Source organism: Cupriavidus sp. KB_39, from assembly GCF_052114485.1.
Lineage (GTDB): Bacteria > Pseudomonadota > Gammaproteobacteria > Burkholderiales > Burkholderiaceae > Cupriavidus.
Genome location: NZ_JBFREV010000012.1, coordinates 82271 through 104275, shown reverse-complemented (window position 1 = coordinate 104275; position 22005 = coordinate 82271). Strand labels below are relative to the sequence as shown.

21 protein-coding genes and 1 tRNA gene are annotated in these 22005 nt (G+C 66.4%); 9 read left to right on the top strand and 13 right to left on the bottom strand.

The genetic code is table 11. The annotated features are described in order from the left end of the window. Window positions 1-98: 98 nt before the first annotated feature. Window positions 99-578 carry an SRPBCC family protein gene (locus tag AB4Z27_RS11960; protein WP_092298368.1) on the top strand — a complete coding sequence of 160 codons (480 nt, stop codon included), beginning with the start codon at window positions 99-101 and terminating at the stop codon, window positions 576-578. 10 nt (window positions 579-588) lie between these two features. Here the strand turns inward: AB4Z27_RS11960 and AB4Z27_RS11955 are convergent, their stop codons facing one another. The 4 genes from AB4Z27_RS11955 to AB4Z27_RS11940 form a co-directional block, all read right to left on the bottom strand. Continuing rightward, window positions 589-1248 carry an amino acid ABC transporter permease gene (locus tag AB4Z27_RS11955; protein ID WP_092298365.1) on the bottom strand — a complete coding sequence of 220 codons (660 nt, stop codon included), beginning with the start codon at window positions 1246-1248 and terminating at the stop codon, window positions 589-591. A 140-nt stretch (window positions 1249-1388) separates the two neighbouring features. Continuing rightward, window positions 1389-2201: a transporter substrate-binding domain-containing protein gene (locus AB4Z27_RS11950; protein WP_092298362.1), complete on the bottom strand. Its 813-nt coding sequence runs from the start codon at window positions 2199-2201 to the stop codon at window positions 1389-1391. Window positions 2202-2404: 203 nt separating this feature from the next. Continuing rightward, complete coding sequence (locus AB4Z27_RS11945) at window positions 2405-3325, bottom strand: glutamate/aspartate ABC transporter substrate-binding protein (RefSeq protein ID WP_092298359.1); 921 nt, start codon at window positions 3323-3325, stop codon at window positions 2405-2407. An 88-nt stretch (window positions 3326-3413) separates the two neighbouring features. Next, window positions 3414-4691 carry a D-amino acid dehydrogenase gene (locus AB4Z27_RS11940; RefSeq protein WP_092298477.1) on the bottom strand — a complete coding sequence of 426 codons (1278 nt, stop codon included), beginning with the start codon at window positions 4689-4691 and terminating at the stop codon, window positions 3414-3416. 193 nt (window positions 4692-4884) lie between these two features. Between AB4Z27_RS11940 and AB4Z27_RS11935 the strand changes: the two genes are divergently transcribed. Together AB4Z27_RS11935 and AB4Z27_RS11930 are read left to right on the top strand one after the other, a co-directional pair. Beyond that, window positions 4885-5838, top strand: coding sequence for a LysR family transcriptional regulator (locus AB4Z27_RS11935; protein ID WP_441591883.1), 954 nt, complete (start codon window positions 4885-4887; stop codon window positions 5836-5838). An 87-nt stretch (window positions 5839-5925) separates the two neighbouring features. Then, the gene (locus AB4Z27_RS11930; protein WP_092298353.1) at window positions 5926-7248 is read left to right on the top strand and encodes a hemolysin family protein; all 1323 of its coding nucleotides are present in this window, start codon (window positions 5926-5928) and stop codon (window positions 7246-7248) included. A 12-nt stretch (window positions 7249-7260) separates the two neighbouring features. On the opposite strand, the gene AB4Z27_RS11925 is transcribed toward AB4Z27_RS11930, so the two are convergent. After that, entirely contained in the window at window positions 7261-8025 is a 765-nt protein-coding gene (locus AB4Z27_RS11925; RefSeq protein WP_441644529.1) for an SDR family oxidoreductase, read from the bottom strand. 155 nt (window positions 8026-8180) lie between these two features. Between AB4Z27_RS11925 and AB4Z27_RS11920 the strand changes: the two genes are divergently transcribed. Continuing rightward, on the top strand, window positions 8181-9080 hold the full coding sequence (locus tag AB4Z27_RS11920; protein WP_441644528.1) for a LysR family transcriptional regulator: 900 nt from the start codon (window positions 8181-8183) through the stop codon (window positions 9078-9080). Window positions 9081-9196: 116 nt separating this feature from the next. Here the strand turns inward: AB4Z27_RS11920 and AB4Z27_RS11915 are convergent. The 3 genes from AB4Z27_RS11915 to AB4Z27_RS11905 form a co-directional block, all read right to left on the bottom strand. Beyond that, window positions 9197-9286 (bottom strand) — tRNA-Ser (locus tag AB4Z27_RS11915). An 81-nt stretch (window positions 9287-9367) separates the two neighbouring features. After that, window positions 9368-10675: a serine--tRNA ligase gene (serS, locus tag AB4Z27_RS11910; protein ID WP_441644537.1), complete on the bottom strand. Its 1308-nt coding sequence runs from the start codon at window positions 10673-10675 to the stop codon at window positions 9368-9370. Window positions 10676-10805: 130 nt separating this feature from the next. Beyond that, window positions 10806-12149 (bottom strand): replication-associated recombination protein A, encoded by a 1344-nt coding sequence (locus AB4Z27_RS11905; RefSeq protein WP_092298343.1) that lies wholly within the window; start codon window positions 12147-12149, stop codon window positions 10806-10808. A 178-nt stretch (window positions 12150-12327) separates the two neighbouring features. On the opposite strand from AB4Z27_RS11905, the gene AB4Z27_RS11900 reads away from it, so the two are divergent. Continuing rightward, window positions 12328-13011, top strand: coding sequence for a hypothetical protein (locus AB4Z27_RS11900; RefSeq protein ID WP_092298340.1), 684 nt, complete (start codon window positions 12328-12330; stop codon window positions 13009-13011). Between the two features lie 104 nt (window positions 13012-13115). Further along, window positions 13116-13283 (top strand): hypothetical protein, encoded by a 168-nt coding sequence (locus AB4Z27_RS11895; RefSeq protein WP_176860900.1) that lies wholly within the window; start codon window positions 13116-13118, stop codon window positions 13281-13283. Window positions 13284-13301: 18 nt separating this feature from the next. On the opposite strand, the gene AB4Z27_RS11890 is transcribed toward AB4Z27_RS11895, so the two are convergent. The 3 genes from AB4Z27_RS11890 to AB4Z27_RS11880 form a co-directional block, all read right to left on the bottom strand. Beyond that, a complete protein-coding gene (locus tag AB4Z27_RS11890) occupies window positions 13302-13709 on the bottom strand; it encodes a hypothetical protein (RefSeq protein WP_441644527.1) in 408 nt (135 codons plus the stop codon). Between the two features lie 8 nt (window positions 13710-13717). Then, entirely contained in the window at window positions 13718-14356 is a 639-nt protein-coding gene (gene lolA / locus AB4Z27_RS11885; RefSeq protein ID WP_092298337.1) for an outer membrane lipoprotein chaperone LolA, read from the bottom strand. 141 nt (window positions 14357-14497) lie between these two features. Beyond that, complete coding sequence (locus tag AB4Z27_RS11880; RefSeq protein WP_092298468.1) at window positions 14498-16834, bottom strand: DNA translocase FtsK; 2337 nt, start codon at window positions 16832-16834, stop codon at window positions 14498-14500. Between the two features lie 187 nt (window positions 16835-17021). Between AB4Z27_RS11880 and trxB the strand changes: the two genes are divergently transcribed. The 3 genes from trxB (at window position 17022) to AB4Z27_RS11865 (ending at window position 19386) form a co-directional block, all read left to right on the top strand. After that, window positions 17022-17975, top strand: coding sequence for a thioredoxin-disulfide reductase (gene trxB / locus AB4Z27_RS11875; protein WP_441644526.1), 954 nt, complete (start codon window positions 17022-17024; stop codon window positions 17973-17975). Between the two features lie 98 nt (window positions 17976-18073). After that, window positions 18074-18739 carry a Smr/MutS family protein gene (locus AB4Z27_RS11870; protein ID WP_092298331.1) on the top strand — a complete coding sequence of 222 codons (666 nt, stop codon included), beginning with the start codon at window positions 18074-18076 and terminating at the stop codon, window positions 18737-18739. A 5-nt stretch (window positions 18740-18744) separates the two neighbouring features. Beyond that, complete coding sequence (locus tag AB4Z27_RS11865; RefSeq protein WP_177219978.1) at window positions 18745-19386, top strand: trimeric intracellular cation channel family protein; 642 nt, start codon at window positions 18745-18747, stop codon at window positions 19384-19386. A 69-nt stretch (window positions 19387-19455) separates the two neighbouring features. Here the strand turns inward: AB4Z27_RS11865 and glnK are convergent, their stop codons facing one another. Beyond that, on the bottom strand, window positions 19456-19794 hold the full coding sequence (gene glnK / locus AB4Z27_RS11860) for a P-II family nitrogen regulator (protein WP_061957551.1): 339 nt from the start codon (window positions 19792-19794) through the stop codon (window positions 19456-19458). A 103-nt stretch (window positions 19795-19897) separates the two neighbouring features. Continuing rightward, entirely contained in the window at window positions 19898-21964 is a 2067-nt protein-coding gene (locus AB4Z27_RS11855; RefSeq protein WP_441644525.1) for an NAD(+) synthase, read from the bottom strand. Window positions 21965-22005: the final 41 nt, after the last annotated feature.

Genomic DNA, 22005 nt, shown 5'->3' with positions numbered 1-22005 from the left:
CGTCCACTTGCATCGAAACGGTTGCAGGTGCCACATTACTGTCACCATCGCTCCGATGACCGCCCTGCCCCGCCGGTCTCATCCAGAGGAGGCTTGCCATGCAATCGCCGCAGACCGTAGTGGTCACCTACATCGCCGCCACACCCGAGCAGGTCTGGTCCGCGCTGACGGAGCCCGCGCAGAGCGAACAGTATTTCTTCGGGCGGCGCGTGGAGTCTGACTGGCAGGTGGGCAGCCCGTTCGTGCTGCGCATGGACGACGGGCGGGTGGACTCGCAGGGCGTGGTGCTGCTGGCCGAGCCGCCCTACCGGCTCTCGGTGACGTGGCGCGTGGAGTGGCTCGAGGCCTTCCGCGAGTTACCCGAGGTGGTGGTCACTTGGCAGGTGGATGCGCTGGGGCAGGCGGTGCGGCTGACCGTGAGCGAGACCCATCGCGAGCCGGTGGACGAGCAGATCCTGCAAGGTGGCCGCAACGGCTGGCCGATGATCCTCGCCGGACTCAAGACGCTGCTGGAGACGGGGCAGCCCCTCCAGGTCGAGGTCCCCAAGCCGCCACCGGCGCCCTCCTCCGCCGCCTAGCCCCTCGCCTTCAGTGCCGACCCGGCAGCGAGAGCCGGCGCTCCAGCACGCGCTGCAACACCGATAGCCCGGTACTCAGGATCCAGTAGATGACCGCCACCGCCAGGTAGAGCGGCAGCGGCTGGTAGGTGGCGGCGATGATTTCCTGCGCGGTGCGCAGCAACTCGGTCACGGTGATCACCGACACCAGCGAGGTGTCCTTGATCAGGCTGATCAGGCTGTTGGACAGGCTCGGCACGGCCAGTCGCAGCGCCTGCGGCCCGACGATGTAGCGCAGCGTCTGGATGGGCGTCAGGCCCAGGCTGTAGGCCGCCATCCACTGCCCGCGCGCAATCCCGAGGATGGCGCCGCGCATGCTTTCCGACAGATAGGCGCCCACGTTGAGGCTCAGGGTCAGCACGCCGGCCGGGGTCGGCTCGAGCGCAATGCCCACGCTCGGCAGCCCGTAATAGACCACGAAGATCTGCACCAGCAGCGGCGTGCCGCGCATGATGCTGACGTACACGCGCGCCACCATTTTGAGAATCGGCGCATGGCTAATGCCCATCAGCGCGACCACAATGCCAATCACCAGGCCGAACGCCATCGACAGCACGGCGAACTTCAGCGTGAGCAGGGCGCCCTGCAACAGCACGGGCAGCGAATCCATCACGAGGGCGAGGGCGGACATGGCGGGAGCAGGTCAGGAATCCGGAATGCCGGGATCATACGTGATCCGGCCGCGGAAAAAAAAGGCCGACTCTCGGGAGCCGGCCTTGCTGGTACGGGCTGGGAGCGAGTTGGCCCGGCGGGGGGCGCAACCCTGTCCGCTTACTTCGGCGCCTTGGTCACATCCGAGCCGAACCACTTGGTCGACAGCTTCACCAGCGTGCCGTCCTTGCGCAGGTCTTCCAGCGCCTTGTCGATGGCCTGGGCGAACTTCGGATTGTCCTTGCGGAACGGGATGGCGACCTCGGTATTGGCGCCGGGCACCACGGCGCCCGGGCGCAGCGGCAGGTTGGCGTTCTTGATCAGGTAGTTGACCATCAGCCKGTCATTGAGCGCCGCGTCGATCCGCTGCGAGGCCAGGTCGCGCAGGTACTCAGGCGCGCCGGGATAGGTCTTCACGTCGATGCCGGCCACCGATTTGGCCAGTTCGTTGTAGTTGCTGCCCAGGCTGACGCCCAGCTTGTGGCTCTTCAGGTCGTCCAGCGACTTGAACTCGCGCTTGTCGTCCTTGCGCTGGATCAACTGGGCTGCCGAATAGACGTAGGGCGTGGAGAAATCGAGGGTCTGCTTGCGCTGCGGCGTGACCGCGACCTGGTTGACGATGATGTCGAACTTACCCGCCTGCAGGCCGGCGATGATCGCGCTCCATTCGGTGGTCACGAACTCCGGCTTCACGCCGAGCTTGCCGGCGATGGCGCGCGCCACGTCCACGTCGAAGCCCTCGAGTTCGTTCTTCGCGCCGCGATAACCGAACGGCGGGTACGTGCCTTCCACGCCAATCTTGAGCACGCCGGCTTGCTTGACCGTGTCGAGCAGATCGGCGGCGCTGGCGGCCGTGGCCGTGAAACCGGCAACGCCAGCCAGCAGCGCGGAAGCCAACAGGGATTTGAGCAAGCCAGTACGAATCGAGCGCATAAATTCTCCAGTGTGAGAGGCGGATCAGGCCGGCTGCCCCTTTTGGGGGCGAACCGGAGGCTCCTAAGAGCCTATAACGGGCTCCACACTACCGCAAATACTATCAAGCGCGAAATAACGATTCATTATGGCTATATAACCGATCCGCCACCCCACCCAGGGGCCGGGCGGGGCGGACCGCGGCGCCGCCAGTCCCTCCCTGCTTACTGGAACGCCTTGTCGTTCGGCGCCGCGAACAGCGCCTTCATGTCCGGCGACAGCGGGTAGTTCATATTGATGTTGCGCGGCGGAATCGGCGACTGGAACCACTTCGTGTACAGCTTGTCGGCRCGGCCGCTCAGCATCAGGTCCGACACCACGCCATCGGCCAGCTTCTTGAACGAGGCGTCGTCCTTGCGGAACATGCACGCGTAGTTCTCGGTCTGGAGCGGCTCGCCGGCCACGACCCATTCGCTCGCGTTCTTGGCCTTGGTGCGCTCGCCGTACAGCAGCGGCTCGTCCATCACGAAGGCTACCGCACGGCCCGTCTCCAGGATCAGGAACGCCTGGCCATGGTCCTTGGCGCTGGTCAGGTTCATGTTCATGCCCTGCTCGCCGTTCATCTTGACCAGCAGGCGCTCGCCCGTGGTGCCGGCCGTGGTGACCACGTTGCGGCCCTTGAGCTGGGCGAAGTCGGTCACGCCCGAGTCCTTCTTGGTCAGCATCTTGATACCGTAGACGAACAGGCTGTTCGAGAAGGCCACCTGCTTCTGGCGCTCGAGATTGTTGGTCGTGCTGCCGCATTCGATGTCGATCGTACCGTTCTGCATCAGTGGGATGCGGTTCTGCGAGGTGATCGGCGTCAGCTTGACCTGCAGGTTCGGCATGTTCAGCGTCGTCTTGATCTTGTCGACGATCTGCAACAGGATCTCGTGCGAGTAGCCCATGACCTCCTTGCCGTCCGTGTACGAGAACGGAATCGACGACTCGCGGTAGCCGAGCGAGATCACGCCGGTGTCCTTGATCTTCTTGAGCGTATCGCCATCGGCGGCGTGCGCGCCGGCGGCAGCGCAGGCCAGCACGGCGGCGGCCAGCAGGCGGGTGGACAGGCAGGTAGGGGTCAGACGGACACGCAGTGACTTCATGGTTTTCGCTCCTTGATGGGGCTTGGTTTAATCAGCTCGAGGCAATCCCACTTCCGTACTACAAACTTCAACACCCGTTGTGCGCCGGTCAGGCCCGCGCCGCACTGAAATCTTCTGCGCCGATGGCCGGCGCGCGGCCGGCCAACTGGTCCGCCAGCATCCCCGCGCTGCCCATCGCCAGCGTGAACCCGAGCGCGCCATGGCCCAGGTTCAGCCACAGGCCCGGCAGGCGCGACGGGCCGACCAGCGGCAGGCCGTCCGGCGTGGCCGGGCGCAGGCCCGCCCAGGGCTGCAGGGCATCGAGGCCGGCGCCATTGGCCACGCCGCCAAACACGGCGCGGGTCTGGGCGACCAGTGTCTGCGCGCGCTCGCGGTCGATGGTCGGCCCGCCGCGCACCAGATCCGCCATGCCGGCCACGCGCAGCGTATTGCCGATGCGCGCGTAGACGATCTTGTTGGCGAAGTCCGTCACGCTGATATGCGGCGCCCGGGCGCCATCGGCGATCGGCACCGTGATGCTGTAGCCCTTGAGCGGCCACAGCATCGGCCGTACGCCGAGCGGACGCAGCAGCGGCACGCTGCCGATGCCGCCCGCGACGATCACCGCGTCCGCGCGCACCTCGTCATCGGTCGTCCTCACGCCCACCACCTGGACGCCCGATGTCATCAATCCAGTGACACGTGTGCCAAACCGCATCGACACATTGCCCTTCCCTTGCAACAGATGGGCCAGCGAGAGGCAAAAGCGATGACAATCGCCCACTTCTTCACTCGGCGTGTAGATGGCGCCGGCGATGTCGCCCCGGATGCCGGCCAGCGCGGGCTCCAGCGCCACCGTGGCGTCGCGGTCCAGCGCCTGCTGCTCGCAGCCCAGGCTGGCCTGGTAGTCCAGCAGCCGGCAGGCCGATGCATAGGCGGCTTCGTTGCGATGCACCACCAGCTTGCCGCGCCGCGCGAAATCGAAGCCGCCGCCCTCGCCGCGTGCCTCCGGGCCGTCCACGAAGGCCTGCATCAGGTCCCGCGAATAAAAGGCCAGCCGCAGCAGCTTGCGCGTGGTCGCCTCGCTGGTGGCGGCGTTGCACGCCTGCACGAAGGCCAGCAGCCAGCGCCACTGGGCGGGATCGGCGGTCGGACGGAAGCGCATCGGCGAATCGCGGTCCAGCAGCCAGCCCGGCACCTTCGACAGCACGCCCGGCCCGGCCAGCGGCGCCACATAGCTRTAGCTCAGCTGCCCGCCGTTGGCGAAGCTCGTCTCCTCGCCCGGCCCCTCGTGGCGCTCCAGTACGGTGACCTCGTGGCCGTCCTGGGCCAGCCGCCATGCGGTGGTCATGCCGACCACCCCTGCTCCCACAATCGCTATGCGCATCGAACCTGCCTTGCCATCCATATCGAAACGATGGGCCAGAGCGTAGTCCACCGCGCGCGGCTTGCCCAATGCCAATACGTGCCAGAATATGTCCCCAGGCTATGGATGCCGGCCACCCGGGCTTACCCGTAGTGCACGGCCGTCCTGGCCGGTTTCCGCCGCACCTTTCCGGACAATATCCAGCACCACAACGATGCGCCTGCGCCAGATCGAAGTCTTCCGCGCCGTCATGCTGACCGGCACCGTCAGCGAGGCCGCGCGCCTGCTCCACGTCTCCCAGCCCGTGGTGACGCGGGTATTGCAGCACGCCGAGGCCTCGCTGGGCTTTCGTTTGTTCGAGCGCGTGCGCGGCCGGCTGCAGCCCACGCCCGAGGCGACCGCGCTCTATGGGGATGTCGAAAGGCTATATGGGGAGATCGAGCGCGTGCGGCGCGTGTCCGAGAGCCTGCGCCACAAGGGCGCCGGCCGGCTGCGCGTGGCCGCCACGCCGAGCCTGGCCAACCCGCTGCTGGTGCCGGCCGTGCGGCGCTTCTGCGCGCGGCATCCGGAAACGCAGGTCCAGGTGCTGACGCACCATACCAACGAGATCGTGGACGCGCTGCTGGCCAACCAGATCGACGTGGGTTTCGCCTTTTCGCCGCCCCGGCACGAGGCCATCTCCTCGGAGCCGGTGGCCGCCGGCCGGATGCTGCTTGCCGTGCCGCGCACGCTGCCGCTGCCGGCCGGGGGGCGGCGCGGGGCGGTGTCGATGCACAAGCTGATGGACCGCCCCTTCGTCGGCTACGACGACGACACCTCGCTGGGCCTGCTGGTGCGGCAGACGCTGGCGCGCCACGCGCTGGAGCCGCATTCCACGCTGGAGGTGCAGACCTACTCGCTGGCGCTGGCACTCGTCGATGCGGGGCTCGGCCTGACCGTGCTCGACCAGTACACGGCCCTGAGCGCCAATCCGGCCAATGTGGCACTGCACGATATCGAGCCGATGCTGCCTTTCGAGATCCAGCTGCTGCGCGCGAGCCACCGGGGTGCCTCCAGCCTCGTGGACGACATGCGCACCCAGTTCACGGCCGCCGCCGCCGAGCTGGCGGCCACCCTGCCCCACCGGCTCGAAGCCCCGCGCGTGCAGTTCGACGCGCCCGAGAAATGAGCCGCGCCGCCCTCAGAAACGCCGCATTGACAGACCTGCGCGGCGTACACCATCATCAACCCGCCCCGACAGGCGCGTGAAACCCCCATGTTCGTCCTGACCCTGATTCTCCTCGTCCTGATAAGCGCGTTCTTCTCGATTTCGGAGATCGCGCTGACGGCCGCCCGGCGCACCAAGCTCCAGGTCCTGGCCGAGCGCGGCGACCGCCGCGCCACCAAGGTGCTGCGGCTCAAGGAAGAGCCCGGCAACTTCTTCACCATCGTGCAGATCGGCGTGAACAGCGTGGCCATCCTCGCCGGTATCCTGGGCGAGAAACACGTCTCCGACCTCGTCTTCGCCGCGCTGACCCCCTATATGAGCGCCACCCACGCGCTGCGCGTGGCCAATATCGGCTCCTTCCTGGTGGTGACGCTGCTGTTCATCCAGTTCGCGGACCTGATTCCGAAGCGCATCGCCATGACCTTCCCCGAGCGCTGCGCGGTGGTGGTCATTGAGCCGATTCTCACGCTGCTGCGCGTGCTGAAGCCGGTGGTGTGGATCTTCAACGCGGCGGCGGACGCGATGCTGAAGCTGCTCGGCATCCCGACCAAGCCGGTGGACCAGATCACCACCGAGGACATCGCCGCGATGGTCGATGCCGGCGCCGAGGCCGGCGTGCTCCACAAGCACGAGCTGCACCTGATCGAAAACGTGTTCGAACTCGACTCGAAGGGCATCACGGCGATCATGACCCCGCGTGACGACGTGATCTTCCTGACGCTGGACGAGACCGCCGACAGCGTGCGCCGCAAGCTGGTCAGCCAGCCGCACGCGCAATACCCGGTCTGCGGTCACGACCTGGACGACGTGCTGGGCTACATCGACTCGAAGGACATCCTGCAACGGCTGCTGGCCGACGAGAGCGCCACGGTGCTCGGCAACATCGGCCGGCATCACGACAAGAACGTGCTGGTGATTCCGGACACGCTGACGCTGTCCGAGTCCCTGACGCGGTTCCGCGAGATGCACGAGAGCTTTGCGGTGGTGATGAACGAGTACGGGCTCGTGGTGGGCATCGTCACGCTCGACGACATCGTCGGCGCGCTAATGGGGGACATCCTGTATTCGGCCGAGGACGAGCAGATCGTGCGGCGCGACGAGACGTCATGGCTGGTGGACGGCGTGACGCCGCTGGTGGACCTCAAGAAGGCGCTCGAGCTTGATTCGCTGCCCGGCGAGGACTACGTCGATACGGCGGCCGGCCTGGTGATCTACTCGCTGAAGCGGATTCCGAAGAAGTCCGAGTCGATCACCGTGGCGGGCTACCGCTTCGAAGTGCTGGATATCGATCAYCACAAGATCGACCAGCTGCTGGTGTCGCGGCTGCCGGGCGCGGTGGCGCCGAGCGCCGCTTCAGCCGGGGACCACTGACTCAGGTCTGAGTTACGTGCGCGTGATGGAGGCGCCGCCGTCCACCAGGGACGCCGTGCCGGTCACGAACGCCGCGTCGTCAGACGCCAGGTACAGCACCGACCGCGCCAGTTCTTCCGGCTTGGCCACGCGCTTGAGAGCGTGGAGTCCGGTGATGAACGCCTGCGATTCGGTCGTATTGTTCATGTCACGATACATTTCGGTGTCCACCGCGCCCGGCAGGATRGCGTTGACCCGCACGCCTTGCGGCCCGTACTCGGACGCCAGCGCCTGCGTCAGGCCGATCAGGCCGGCCTTGCTCGCGGCATAGGCGGCCACGCCCGGGAACGCGAACGAGTAGCCGACGAACGTCGACGTGAAGATCACCGATCCCCCGCCCTGCTTCGCCATCTGCGCGATCTGGTGCTTGGCGCCGAGGAACGCGCCGGTSAGGTTGATCGCCAGCGTGTCGTTCCAGCCSGCTTCCGACACCYCGGTGCTCGGGCCGCCYTCGCCCARCGTGCCCGCRTTGTTGAARGCGATGTCSARCTTGCCGTACTGCTCGACCGCCAGATCCACCAGGGCGCGGGCATAGTTTTCGTCCCGGACGTCGCCCGCCAGTGCAACCGCCTCGCCACCGGCGGCGCGGATGCGGGCCACGAGGGCGTCCAGTTCCGCCTGCCGCCGCGCGCCAACCACGAGCTTCGCGCCCTCCTTCGCAAACAACTCCGCCGTGGCCAGGCCAATGCCGCTGCTTGCACCCGTGATGATCGCCACCTTGCCGTTCAGTCGTTCCATGATGTGCTCCGGTTTCCGTTGAGTTGATTCGTTGATTTGATCTATCGATTTCGGTTCGGACACCCAGGTGCGCCGCGTCTGAACCCAGTATGGGCGCTGGGATTAGATAGCGGTATATTGCTAATCACGATTCTGCTTTTCGGAAAAACCGAACAATGTTCAAACTGGAAGGGGTGGCGAGTTTCGTGGCGGTGGCCGAGTCTGGGTCGATCACAGAGGCGGCGCGCCGGCTGCACCTGTCGAAATCGGTAGTCAGCGAGCGGCTGGCGGAGATGGAGCAGGTGCTGGGCGCGCGCCTGCTTCACCGCACCACGCGGCGGGTGAGCCTGACCGAAGACGGCGCCGCGTTCCTGGAACGCGCCACCCGGATCCTGCGGGAAGTGGAGGACGCCGCAGCGGAGATGACCGAGCGGCGCGGCACGCTGTCCGGCCCGCTGCGGATCGCCGCGCCAGTCACGTTCGGACGCCTGCACCTGGGGCCGGCGCTCTACCCCTTCCTGGCCCGGCATCCCGACATCGATCTCTCACTAGATCTGGACGACCGTCGCGTGGATGCGTCATCGGAAGGCTACGACGCGGTGATCCGCCACGGCGCCGTCGGCGATTCGCGGCTGGTGGCGTGGCCCCTGGCGCCGAGCCGCCGGCTGCTCGTGGCATCGCCGGCCTACCTCGACCAATGCGGCGCGCCAGACTCGCCCGAGGCMTTGCAGCGCCATCACGGCATCTTCTATACGAATCGGGGCATCGCGGACTGGTCGTTCCTGCAGGACGGCGAAATGACTTCGCTACGCGCCCGCGCCCGCCTGCGGGTCAACAACGGCGACATGATGCTGGACGCGGCGCTGGCCGGCCTCGGCATCGCGCTATTGCCGACCTTCCTGGCCGGCGCTGCATTGAAATCGGGCGCGTTGCGGAGCGTGGACATCGGCGTGCAGACGGCAGCCGAATCGATCTACGTCGCCCACGCGGRAGGCCGACGCGCGTCCGCCAAGCTGCGTGCGCTGGTGGAGCACCTGCGCGAAGCGATCGGCAGTCCGCCGTATTGGGATGTGTAGAGGGAACGCGGGAGGGGACGTGTAGAAAAACAAAACCGACGCCTGCTTGCACAGTGCGTCGGTCTGAGTGTTACTGCTATTTGTTGCTTACCCAGCGAACCGGGCAGCTTCTTATTTGGCGGAGAGGGTGGGATTCGAACCCACGGTACCGTCGCCGGTACGCCTGATTTCGAGTCAGGTACATTCGACCACTCTGCCACCTCTCCGGTAACTTGGTCGACCTTGCGGCGAAACCAAGATTATAGCGATGTTGCGCCCGCCTTTGCAAGCGGCTTGCGCAATAATTTTTACGCCTCCGGTTGCAGCGTTGTGATGCCGCCCATATACGGCTGCAGCGCCTTCGGCACGGTCAGCGAACCRTCGGCATTCTGGTAGTTCTCGAGAAYCGCCACCAGCGTGCGGCCCACGGCCAGGCCCGAGCCGTTCAGCGTGTGCACGAGTTCCGGCTTGCCCTGCCCCGCGCGGAAGCGGGCCTGCATGCGGCGCGCCTGGAAGTCGCCCATGCTCGAGCACGAGCTGATCTCGCGGTAGGTGTTCTGCGCCGGAATCCACACCTCGATGTCATAGGTCTTGGTGCTGCCGAAGCCCATGTCGCCCGTGCAGAGCACCACGGTGCGGAACGGCAGTTCCAGCTTCTTGAGGATGGCCTCGGCATGGCCGGTCATCTGCTCGAGCGCGTCCATCGACTGCTCGGGCGGCACCACCTGCACCATCTCCACCTTGTCGAACTGATGCTGGCGGATCATGCCGCGCGTGTCCTTGCCGTACGAGCCTGCTTCCGAGCGGAAGCACGGCGTGTGGGCGACGTAGCGCAGCGGCAGCTTGTCGCCGGCCACGATGGCGTCGCGGACCATATTGGTCAGCGGCACTTCGGCGGTCGGGATCAGGTAGAAGTTCTCGATGGTGTCCTGGCCATCCTCGCCGCCGACCTTGCGCGGCACCTTGAACAGGTCGTCCTCGAACTTGGGCAGTTGGCCCGTGCCACGCATCGACGCGGCATTGACGATGTACGGCACGTACATCTCGGTGTAGCCGTGCTCGAGCGTGTGGGTGTCCACCATCAGCTGCACCAGCGCGCGGTGCATGCGCGCCAGGCCGCCACGCAGGAAGGAGAAGCGCGAGCCGGTCACGCGCGTGGCGGTCTCGAAGTCGAGGCCGAGCTTCGCGCCCACGTCCACGTGGTCCTTGACCTCGAAGTCGAACGTGCGCGGCGTGCCGACGCGGCGTACCTCGACATTGCCGGTCTCGTCGCTGCCCACCGGCACGCTCGCGTCCGGCAGGTTCGGGACCGACATGATCGCGTCGTGGATCTGTTCCTGGATCTCGGCCAGGCGCWGGCCCGACGCCTTCAGCGTGTCGCCAATGCCGGCGACCTCGGCCATCGGGCCGGAGGCGTCTTCGCCCTTGCCCTTGAGCATGCCGATCTGCTTCGACAAGCTGTTGCGRCGCGCCTGCAGGTCTTCGGTCTGGGTTTGCAGTTGCTTGCGTTCGGCCTCGAGGGCCTGGAACGTCGCCACGTCGAGTTGAAAACCGCGCGTGGCCAGCCGTTGGGCCACGGCGTCGATGTCTTTGCGGAGCAGTTGGATGTCGAGCATGTTGCGGGAGCAATGGATGTGCAGTGCCGGCGACATGCCGGCGATGGGCGCCATTTTACTGCACCGGCACCCCCTGCCGCGACGGAGTCAGCGCCCTTTTCCAGCCTTGTTCGGCATTTTCAGAGTCGTCTCACTCTTTCTCACCGCCCTTGTCCGGCCGATGTTCGCGATGCCAGGCCGCRTCGAGGTCGCGCAGATGGCGCAGTTTGTCGCTGATCTTGCCTTCCAGGCCACGTGGTGTGGGCTGGTACCAGTCCTGGCGGCGGAGGTCGTCGGGCAGGTAGTGCTCGCCGGCGGCGTAGGCCTCGGGCTCGTCGTGCGCGTAGCGGTAGGCGTGGCCGTAACCGAGTTCCTTCATCAGCTTGGTCGGCGCGTTGCGCAGGTGCACCGGCACCTGGCGCGACTTGTCCTTGGCCACGAAGGCCCGCGCGGCGTTGTAGGCGTTGTAGCCGGCATTCGATTTCGGGGCGACGGCGAGGTACAGCAGCGCCTGGGCCAGCGCCAGTTCGCCCTCGGGCGAGCCGAGCCGCTCGTAGGTCTCAGCCGCATCTAATGTGATGCGCGCAGCACGTGGATCGGCCAGCCCGATGTCCTCCCAGGCCATCCGCACGATGCGCCGCGCGAGGTAGCGCGGATCGGCGCCGCCATCGAGCATGCGGCAGAACCAGTACAGCGTGCCGTCCGGATCGGACCCGCGCACGGACTTGTGGAGCGCGCTGATCTGGTCGTAGAACGCATCACCGCCCTTGTCGAAGCGGCGCAGGTTCTCGGCCAGCGCGCTGCCCAGCAGCGGCGTGTCGATGCGGTCCTGCCCCGCGTTGCGGGCCGCGCGCGCGACGATCTCGATATTGTTCAGCAGCTTGCGCCCGTCGCCGTCGGCCGAGCCGACGATCAGCTGGAGCGCCTCGTCCTCCCAGGTCAGCCCGCCCAGTTCCTCGCTGGCGCGCAGCACGAGCTGCTTCAGTTCGGCGTCGTCCAGACTCTTGAGCACGTAGACGGCCGCCCGGGACAGCAGCGCGCCGTTGACCTCGAACGATGGGTTTTCCGTGGTGGCGCCGATGAACGTGAACAGGCCGCTTTCCACGTGCGGCAGAAAGGCATCCTGCTGGCTCTTGTTGAAGCGGTGCACTTCGTCGACAAACACCAGCGTGCGGCGGCCGTGGGCGCGGTACTGCTCGGCGCGCTCCACCGCCTCGCGGATGTCCTTGACGCCCGACAGCACGGCCGACAGCGCGATGAACTCGGCATCGAACGCGCTGGCCATCAGCCGCGCCAGCGTGGTCTTGCCCACGCCGGGCGGACCCCACAGAATCATCGAATGCGGCTCGCCGGACGCGAACGCCACGCGCAGCGGCTTGCCAGCCCCCAGCAGATGCTGCTGGCCGATGACTTCGTCGATGGTGCGCGGGCGCAGGCGTTCCGCCAGCGGCTGCCGGGAACGTTCAGGGGGGTCGGAAAACAGCGAATCCGCCACGATGGTTCTACCTCTTGGATCTGGGCGCGCGCGGGCTGGCCGCGGCGCGGAACGTGACAGTGTAGACCATCGCCCGATGGCCTAAAGAATCCCTTCAACCTTGCCGATAACATCCAATGGCCCGCGTATCACCCGACCGGGCGTGGCAGATTCATCGGTTACAAGTTCGAGGATCCCTATGCTGCGTTACCGCATGCTGTTGTTCAAGATGTCCCGCCTCGCGAGCAAGAACAAGCTCAGCGGCGTGGAAGAAATCTCGTTGGCAGGGCAGTTTTCCGAAATGATCGGATCGCAGGAGGAGGCCGACCGCCTGATCGAGGATCTGGTCGACCATGAGAACCCGCAGGTACGCCGCATCGGACTGTCCGCGATCCGGCGCTCGCGCCGCTTCGGCGGTCGGATGCTGATGCCCGCGCTGCTGCGCCGGCTGGCCGATGTGGAAGGCTGGCTGCGCCATGACGCGGTGTGGATCGTCCAGGAAGGCCAGTTCGATGGCGCCGAACTGCGCGCGGCGCTGCGCCGCGTGGCCGGCAACGTGCGGCTGCCGCAGGACGCGGTGCGGGCCAAGGCCAATCCGGCCGATGGTCCGCTGCACGCGGCCGTGCGCGCGCGCCAGGCGCTGGACGTGCTGATCAAGAAATCGGCGGAAGCGCACAATGCAGCACTTGCTGCCGGCGGCGGCCTGCCCGGCGCCACCGATGGCCAGCCCTATGCCCAGGGCTCGGTCGGCCATATCCGCGCCGTGCACCGGCAGTTGCAGCGCAAGATGGCAGGGCGCAAGCTCAACAGCAGCACCAAGCTGCGGTTCAAGAAGGTGGAAAGCCAGTATCCGCCCAACGACAACCGCCGCTTCCTCCTCTGATACCATGGGGCTCGCCTTGACGCTTACCTAGGTCTACCCAGGCTTGCCCAGCTTTTCCAACCCCGCCGGCCCGACGGCCGGCTCGCCAGGAGGAAGCCACTGCCATGGCCATCACGACCCGCATCCGCAAGAAGAAGCAATATCGGAAAGCCGTGTTGAAGTTGCGCGCCGCGATCAAGCGCGGCGACGAGGAAGCGATCAGGATCCGGCGCGAGAAACTGCAGAAGCTGCCGGTGCCGCGCCAGCGCTACGCGCGCGARGCGCAGGCGTAGCGCCGCGGGCGTCAGCCCTCAGCCCTTGGCCCGGTCGGCCAGCGTCTTCATGGCRTCCGCAGGCAGCGGGCCATGGCAGGTCCGCTCGCCACCGGCCACTCCCACCACCAGCCATACCTTGTCCGGCGCATCGGCCGGATGGAGCAGCCATGCCGGCCCACGCGCCGCATTGCTGGCCGGCAGGTCTTCCAGCACCCCGCTGTGCGCCGATTGGAGCAGCGTGGCGCACTGCGAGTGCGGCACGCGCGTGGCCTTGAGGAAGTCCGGATTGCCGAGCACTTCGGGCATGGCCGTATCCGATGCACGCAGGAAGGCATCCACGTCGAACCGATTGGCCGGCGCCTGGGCGCAGGCGGCCAGCAGCAGGACGGCGGCCCCGGCCAGCAGGCGGGGCTTCAGAACGGACGGCGAAAAATCGGCGGGCATGGTGGGCCTCATTGCTTCATCACGTCGGCGCCCTTCGGCACCGTGAAGCGGAACGTGTCCGCCGGCAGCGACGGATTCTTCTGCATCGCCGAGAAGGTCAGCAGCGTGGTATTGCCGAAGGCATCGCGCAACTCCATCGCCTCCAGGTTGCCGGCCTTGAAGCCGATCTGGATCTTCTCGAACTGGGTGTCTTTCGACTTTGGCGTCAGCTCCAGCCATTCCACGCCGTCGCGCGTGGCGCCGTTCTTCACATCGAAATTCTTGCTCAGATCGTTGCTCCCGAACAGGATGGCGGCCGGGCTCGAGCCCAGCGCGTTGTCCAGCTTGCGCTCGGTCACCTGGTTCAAGTCTTTATCGTAGATGAACAGCGTCTGGCCATCGGCCTGGAGCAGTTGCTCGTAGGGCTTGGTGTAGCGCCACGTGAACTTGCCGGGGCGCGAGAACGCGAAAGTGCCGCTGGACGTGCCGCCGGCCTTGCCTTCGCCGCCCTGCCCCTTGAGCTGTTTCTGGGTGAATTCGCCACGCGCGGTCTTCACGCTGGTCACAAAACTCTGCAGCTGGTCTGTCGCGGCGGCCTGGGCGGCCGATGCGGCAGCCGTCAGCAGCACAAGCGCGGCGCAGGTGGACGCAAGAATGCGATGTCGCATGGAGTCAGCCTTTCCTGAGTAGTGGATGCCCGGTTAGAGCCGGGCGCGGGGCGCCGGATTCCTGTGACCGGGGTAACGGTATGTTACGCGTCACATTTGACGCCGGCCACCCCTCGCCGCCCTTTGCCGCCCCGGACGCGTTCAGTCGTCGTCGCGCGCACCGGCCCCGGCGCCGGCCGGCACCAGGATGTCGCGGTTGCCGTTGCCCGACATGGCCGAGACCAGTCCGGCCTTCTCCATATCCTCGAGCAGCCGCGCGGCGCGGTTGTAGCCGATGCGCAAGTGGCGCTGCACCAGCGAGATCGACGCCCGGCGATTCTTGACCACCACCTCGACGGCCTGATCGTACAGCGGATCGGCCTCGCCGCCCCCGCCGCCAATGCCAGCGCCGCCGCCCAGGCTGTCGCCCGCGCCGTCGCCATCGACCAGCCCGCCTTCGAGAATGCCCTCGATATAGTTGGCCTCGCCGGACGCCTTGAGCTGCTCCACCACGCGGTGCACTTCCTCATCGGAGACGAAGGCGCCRTGAACGCGCACCGGAAACCCGGTGCCCGGCGCGAGGTAGAGCATGTCGCCCATGCCCAGCAGCGCCTCGGCGCCCTGCTGGTCGAGGATGGTGCGCGAGTCGATCTTGCTGCTGACCTGGAACGCGATCCGCGTCGGCACATTGGCCTTGATCAGGCCGGTAATCACATCCACGGACGGCCGCTGGGTGGCCAGCACCAAATGCAGGCCGGCCGCGCGGGCCTTCTGGGCGATACGGGCGATCAGTTCCTCGACCTTCTTGCCCACCACCATCATCAGGTCGGCCAGTTCGTCGATGACGATGACGATGGTCGGCAGCTTCTCGAGCGGCTCGGGGGCGTCCGGCGTCAGGCTGAACGGATTCGGCACCTTTTCCTCGCGCGCCGCCGCCTCATCGATCTTCTTGTTGTATCCGGCCAGGTTGCGCACGCCCAGCTTGCTCATGAGCTTGTAGCGCCGCTCCATCTCGCCCACGGCCCAGTTCAGCGCGTTGCCGGCCTGGCGCATGTCCGTGACCACCGGGCAGAGCAGGTGCGGAATGCCCTCGTAGACGCTCATTTCCAGCATCTTCGGGTCGATCAGGATCAGGCGCACGGCCTCGGGCTTGGCCTTGTAGAGCAGCGACAGGATCATCGCGTTGATGCCCACCGACTTGCCCGAGCCAGTCGTGCCGGCCACCATGCAGTGCGGCATCTTGGCGAGGTCGGCCACCATCGGCTTGCCGGCGATGTCCTTGCCCAGCGCCATGGTCAGGCTGGACGCGCTTTCGTTGTAGACGTGGGAACCGAGAATTTCAGTCAGGCGAACGGTCTGGCGCTTGGGGTTCGGCAGCTCCAGCCCCATGTAGTTCTTGCCCGGGATGGTTTCCACCACGCGGATCGACACCAGCGACAGCGAACGCGCCAGGTCGCGCGCCAGATTGACGATCTGGCTGCCCTTGACGCCGGTAGCCGGCTCGATCTCATAGCGGGTGATGACCGGCCCCGGGTAGGCGGCCACGACCTTGACTTCGACGCCGAAGTCCTTGAGCTTCTTCTCGATCAGCCGCGACGTGAATTCGAGCGTTTCGGCGCTCACCGTCTCCTGATGGGCCGGCACGGCGTCGAGCAGCGACAGCGGCGGCAGGTCGGAGTCCTGGATATCGGCGAACAGCGGCTGCTGCTTCTCGCGCTCCACCCGTTCGTGCTTGGGCACGGCCTGCGGGCGCACGATCTGCACCGGGGTGGCTTCCTCCTGGCGCACGCGCTGCACTTCCACGGTCTCGGTCCGTTCCACCTTGGCCGCGGCACCGATGATGCGGTCCTGCTTCTTCTCGCGGCGGGCCTTGAAGCCGAGGAACAGCGTTTCGACGAAGCCGCCGACGTGTTCGGCCACGGAGAGCCAGGAGAAATGGAAGAACAGCGACAGCCCGATGGCGAACATCAGCAGCAACAGCAGCGTGGCGCCGGAAAAGCCCAGCGCCAGTTGCAGCCAGCCGCCGAGCAGGTCGCCCAGCACGCCACCCGGGGCGCGCGGCAGCGCGGCGCGCAGCGGGTACATGCGGATGGCCTCGAGGCCCATGCTCGATACCAGCGTCAGGCCAAAGCCGATCCAGCTGATCGCCACGCTGTGCTGCGGATCCGGCACGCGCTCGGGGAGTTCGGCGGTCAGGGTGCGCCAGCCGCGCCAGCAGCGGCGCATCAGCAGCACGCTCCACCAGTAGGCGGAGAAGCCGAAGATGAAGAACAGCACGTCCGCCACCCAGGCGCCCACGCGGCCGCCCAGATTGTGGATATCGGCCACCTGGCTGGCGTGAGACCAGCCGGGGTCCGCCTTGCTGTAGCTGGCCAGCACGCACACGAAGCCGAGCGTAACGGCCAGCAGCAGGAACCAGCGCACCTCGCCCAGCAGCTTGGCGATTCGCGAGGGGAGTGCCGACGGGTCGGTCCGGGTAGTGGTGGTAGCGCGGGCCATGCCTTGGGTTCGGATGATCGCTTCAGATCGCTCGGGGTGGACGATGGCGGCCATTTTAACCTTGCGCGCGCTATCGGCCCCATTGGAATTTGCAACAGTCGGCAAACGCCAGCCCACTTATAATGGCGGTTTCGAGTTACACCGGCGCGAACGCAACACGCGCGTACGCCGGCCACAGGAACGCAACATGTCCGCAAAACACGCAAAAGTGCTGATTCTCGGGTCGGGTCCGGCCGGCTACACCGCCGCCGTCTACGCCGCCCGCGCCAACCTCCAGCCCGTRCTGATTACCGGCCTGGCCCAGGGCGGCCAGCTGATGACCACCACCGACGTGGAAAACTGGCCCGCCGACGCCAATGGCGTGCAGGGCCCGGACCTGATGCAGCGTTTCCTGGCCCATGCCGAGCGCTTCAACACCGAAATCATCTTCGATCACATCCACACGGCCAAGCTGACCGAGAAGCCGATCCGCCTGATCGGGGACTCGGGCGAGTACACCTGCGACGCGCTGATCATCGCCACGGGCGCCTCGGCGCAGTACCTGGGCCTGCCGTCGGAAGAGTCGTTCATGGGCCGCGGCGTGTCCGCCTGCGCCACCTGCGACGGTTTCTTCTAYAAGAACCAGGAAGTCGCCGTGGTCGGCGGCGGCAACACGGCCGTGGAAGAGGCGCTGTACCTGTCGCATATCGCCAGCAAGGTCACCCTGATCCACCGCCGCGACAAGTTCAAGGCCGAACCGATCCTGGTGGACCGCCTGCTCCAGCGCGTCAAGGAAGGCCGCGTGGAACTGCGCTACGACCATACGCTCGATGAAGTGCTGGGCGATGAGTCGGGCGTGACCGGCCTGCGCATCCGCAGCACCAAGGACACCGYCAAGACCGAGGACCTGAAGCTGGCCGGCGTGTTCGTGGCGATTGGCCACAAGCCGAACACCGACCTCTTCGTGGGCCAGCTGGACATGAAGAACGGCTACATCGTGACCAAGAGCGGCCTGTCCGGCGATGCCACGGCCACCAACATCCCGGGCGTGTTCGCCGCCGGCGACGTGCAGGACCACATCTACCGCCAGGCCATCACCAGCGCCGGCACGGGCTGCATGGCCGCGCTGGACGCCCAGCGCTTCGTAGAGGCACTGCAGTAAGCGCCACGGCCTCCACCCCCTCCGCCATGGACGGCGCGGAGGCCGCTCCCCCTCGCAATCCCCTTATAATCGACGCCGAGCCCCCGGAGAATCTTTCCATGTCGCACGGCGCAAAATCCCCTTCCAAGCGCTTCGGCCTGCACGATCTGGCCGCGGTGCGTGACAATCTCAAGGCTGACGCCGAACGCCGCGAGGCCGAGCGCGTGGCCGCCGAAGCCGCCGCCCGCCGCGCCGACGAGGAAGCCAACGTCTTCCGCAGCAATGTCGGCCAGGTCAGCGCCCTGCGTGACCGTAACCACGTGGCGCATCCGCCCAAGCGTCCCCCGCCCGTCGCCATCCAGACCCAGCTTAACGACAAAGCCGTGCTGGAAGCCTCGTTGTCCGACGAATTCGATGTCGAGAATCTGCTCGATATCGACGAAACCATGTCGTTCCGGCGCCCCGGTATCGGCATCGACGTGGTCCGCAAGCTCCGCCGTGGCGAGTGGGTACCGCAAGACAAAGTGGACCTGCACGGCCTGCGCAGCGACGAGGCGCGCGAGGCACTGGCCGAATTCCTGCGCCGCTCGGTGCGCAACGGCGTGCGTTGCGTGCGCGTGATCCACGGCAAGGGCATCGGCTCGCCGGACAAGCTGCCCGTCCTCAAGGGCAAGGTGCGCAGCTGGCTGGTGCAGAAGGAGGAAGTCATCGCCTTCGTCCAGGCCCGCGAGTCGCTGGGCGGGGCCGGCGCCCTAATGGTCTTGCTGCGTCAGCCCCGCGCCTGATGTCGATGCACCTGCCGTTCGATCTGTTGATGGGGCGGCTGCCGCTGATCCTCCATGCGATGGAGGTGGTCGGCGTGCTCGCGTTTGCGATTTCGGGCGTGGTGGATGCGCGCAAGCAGCGGCTCGATGCCGTCGGCACGTTCATCGTCGCGTTCGCCACCGCGTTCGGCGGCGGCACCGTGCGCGACGTCCTGCTGGACCGGCGCCCGTTCTACTGGGTCGAGCACGAGTACTACGTGCTACTGATCTTCGCGATGTCGATCGGCGCGGCGATCGTATTTCGCGTGGTGAGCACGGTGGCCTCGAACCGGGCGATGCTGGTCGCCGATGCCATCGGCCTGGGGCTGTTCTCCGTCACGGGCACCTCGCTGGCGCTGGTGGCGCAGATGACGCCGACCGTGGCGGTGATGATGGGCATCATCTCGGCAGTGTTCGGCGGCGTGGTCCGCGACGTGCTCTGCAATGAAGTGCCGATGATCCTGCGCGACCGCTCGCCCTACGCCACCTGCTCGTTTGTGGGCTGCTGGGTCTATGTCGGCCTGACTTGGCTACGCGCCGACCAGGAGGCGGCGCTGCTGACCGGGGCGCTTGTCACGATCGCCATGCGCCTGCTGTCCGTACAGCTTGGCTGGAAACTGCCAAGCTAGCAGAACCCTCAGAAACGAAAAAAAGCCGGCGCTGGGCCGGCTTTTTTGCGTCTGGACGATGAGTCCCAATCAGACTGCGGCTTCGTCCTGCTCACCGGTGCGGATACGGATCACGCGCTCGATCTCGGTCACAAAGATCTTGCCGTCACCGATCTTGCCCGTGTGGGCAGCCTTCACGATCGAATCGAGCACGGTGTCGAGCTGGTTCTCGGCCACGACCACTTCGATCTTGATCTTCGGCAGGAAATCGACCACGTACTCGGCGCCACGATACAGCTCGGTGTGGCCCTTCTGGCGGCCGAAGCCCTTTACCTCAGTCACGGTGAGGCCGGTCACGCCCACATCCGCCAGCGCCTCGCGCACTTCGTCGAGCTTGAACGGTTTGATGATGGCGGTAATCTGCTTCATGGCTGGCCTCTATTTGTGTTTGTCGGAAGATGACAGATTCTAGCCCGAAACCCGCCTCGGGATTGCGGGTATGGGCACACTTGGCCCCTTCGCCCCGGTTCGATCAGTCCGGAATCCGGGCCAGATCACGCACCCAGACCGCCGACTCCCCGTCGCTCGGGGCGCGCCAGTCGCCACGCGGCGAAAGCGACCCGCCCGAGCCCACTTTCGGGGCATTCGGCACGCAGGACCGCTTGAACTGGCTGGTGCGGAAGAATCGGTCGACGAAAATCCCCAGAACGCGCTTGATCTCGGCAAGTTCGTAGGCGTTACGCGCAACATGCGGCCCGTTCGGCCATTCGCCGCGCGCCACGTCGCCCCAGGCGCTGAGCGCCAGGAAGGCCACCTTGCTGGGCGAAAACCCGAAGCGCAGCGTGTAGTAGAGGTTGAAATCCTGCAATTCATACGGCCCGATGACCTGCTCGGTCTTCTGGCCCGGCGCCTTGTCCTGGCCGTCCGCAGCTGTGCCGCCGGGCACCAGTTCGGGGCTGATATCGGTGTCGAGCACGGCCGTCAGCACCGCTTCCCCGCCCTCCGCCACCTGGCCCGTTTCGGCCACCCAGCGCACCAGATGGCTGATCAGCGTCTTCGGCACGCTGGCGTTGACGTTGTAGTGGGACATATGGTCACCCACCCCATAGGTACACCAGCCSAGCGCCAGYTCGCTGAGGTCGCCGGTGCCAATCACGATGGCGTGATTGTGGTTGGCCAGCCGGAACAGGTGGTTGGTGCGCTCGCCGGCCTGCACGTTCTCGAAGGTCACGTCGTAAACCGGCTCGCCTTTCGCGTACGGATGGTCGAGATCTTTCAGCATCGCCATGCAACTGGGACGAATATCGATCTCGCGCGCCGTGCAGCCAATCCAGGYCATCAGTTGCCGCGCCTGATCGAGCGTGCGGTCGCTGGTGGCGAAGCCCGGCATGGTGTAGCCGAGGATATTGGCGCGCGGCAGGCCCAGGCGGTCCATCGCGGCGGCGCAGACCAGCAGGGCATGGGTGGAATCCAGCCCACCCGAGACGCCGATAACCACCTTCGAAATCTTGCTCGACGACAGCCGCTGCACCAGCGCCTGCACCTGGATGTTGTAGACCTCCATGCAGCGCTCGTCGCGGCGGCGCGGATCGGCCGGCACATAGGGGAAGCGCTCTACCTTGCGCGCGAGCGGCAGGTTCTGCGTCGTGGGCACGTCCACGCGGAAGGAGACGATCTCGAATTTCTCGACTTCCTCGCGATGACGGCGCACCGAATGGCCGAAGGTGGTCTGGTGCATGCGCTCGCGCGAGAGCCGCTCCAGGTCCACATCGGCCGTCAACAGGTGGGAACGGTCCGAAAACCGCTCCGATTCGCCCAGAAGTTCCCCGTTCTCGTAGATCAGCGCCTGGCCGTCCCAGGCCAGGTCGGTGGAGGACTCCCCCTTGCCCGCCGAGGTGTACAGGTAGGCCGCCAGGCAGCGTGCCGACTGCTGCGACACCAGCTGGTGYCGGTAGCCGGACTTGCCGATGACGATATTCGACGCCGACAGGTTCACCAGCACSGTGGCCCCGGCCAGCGCGGCGAACGACGACGGCGGCACCGGCACCCAGACRTCCTCGCAGATTTCCACRTGGAAACGGAAGAACGGGATGTTCTCGATCTCGAACAGCAGCCCMGCGCCGAACGGCACCGTGGCACCGAGCAGCGAGATACGGCCCTCGGTGGGGGCGCAGTCCGCCGCGCTGAACTGGCGCGCCTCGTAGAATTCCCAATAGTTCGGCAGGTAACTCTTTGGCACCACGCCCTGGATGGCGCCGTTGGCCACCACCACGGCGCAGTTGAATAGCTGATGTTCCACCACCAGCGGCATCCCGACCACCAGCGCGGCCGGCAGCGACACCGAGGCTTCCACGATGCGCTGGAGCGCCAGTTCGCACTCGCGCAGCAGCGCGCGCTGATGGAACAGGTCGTCGCAGGTGTAGGCCGACAGGCCCAGTTCCGGGAACGCGACCAGCGCCGCGCCGCCTTGCACGGCCTGGCGGGCCAGCTCCAGGGTCTGGTCGGCGTTATAGGCCGGATCCGCCACGCGGCACTCGGGCACGCCCACGGCCACGCGCGCAAAGCCGTGGGAATACAGGTTGAAGAACGGATGAGTCATGTCTGGCCTTCGGATTCGGGACGCCCGCATGCCGGCGCGGC

Excerpts from the sequence above, each read along its gene's own strand:
- AB4Z27_RS11900 (WP_092298340.1), top strand. The coding sequence starts at position 12,328 with ATGCTGCGTTACCGCATGCTGTTGTTCAAGATGTCCCGCCTCGCGAGC.
- AB4Z27_RS11865 (WP_177219978.1), top strand. The coding sequence starts at position 18,745 with ATGCACCTGCCGTTCGATCTGTTGATGGGGCGGCTGCCGCTGATCCTC.
- AB4Z27_RS11955 (WP_092298365.1), bottom strand. The coding sequence starts at position 1,248 with ATGTCCGCCCTCGCCCTCGTGATGGATTCGCTGCCCGTGCTGTTGCAG.
- AB4Z27_RS11960 (WP_092298368.1), top strand. The coding sequence starts at position 99 with ATGCAATCGCCGCAGACCGTAGTGGTCACCTACATCGCCGCCACACCC.
- AB4Z27_RS11870 (WP_092298331.1), top strand. The coding sequence starts at position 18,074 with ATGTCGCACGGCGCAAAATCCCCTTCCAAGCGCTTCGGCCTGCACGAT.
- glnK (WP_061957551.1), bottom strand. The coding sequence starts at position 19,794 with ATGAAGCAGATTACCGCCATCATCAAACCGTTCAAGCTCGACGAAGTG.
- lolA (WP_092298337.1), bottom strand. The coding sequence starts at position 14,356 with ATGCGACATCGCATTCTTGCGTCCACCTGCGCCGCGCTTGTGCTGCTG.
- AB4Z27_RS11935 (WP_441591883.1), top strand. The coding sequence starts at position 4,885 with ATGCGCCTGCGCCAGATCGAAGTCTTCCGCGCCGTCATGCTGACCGGC.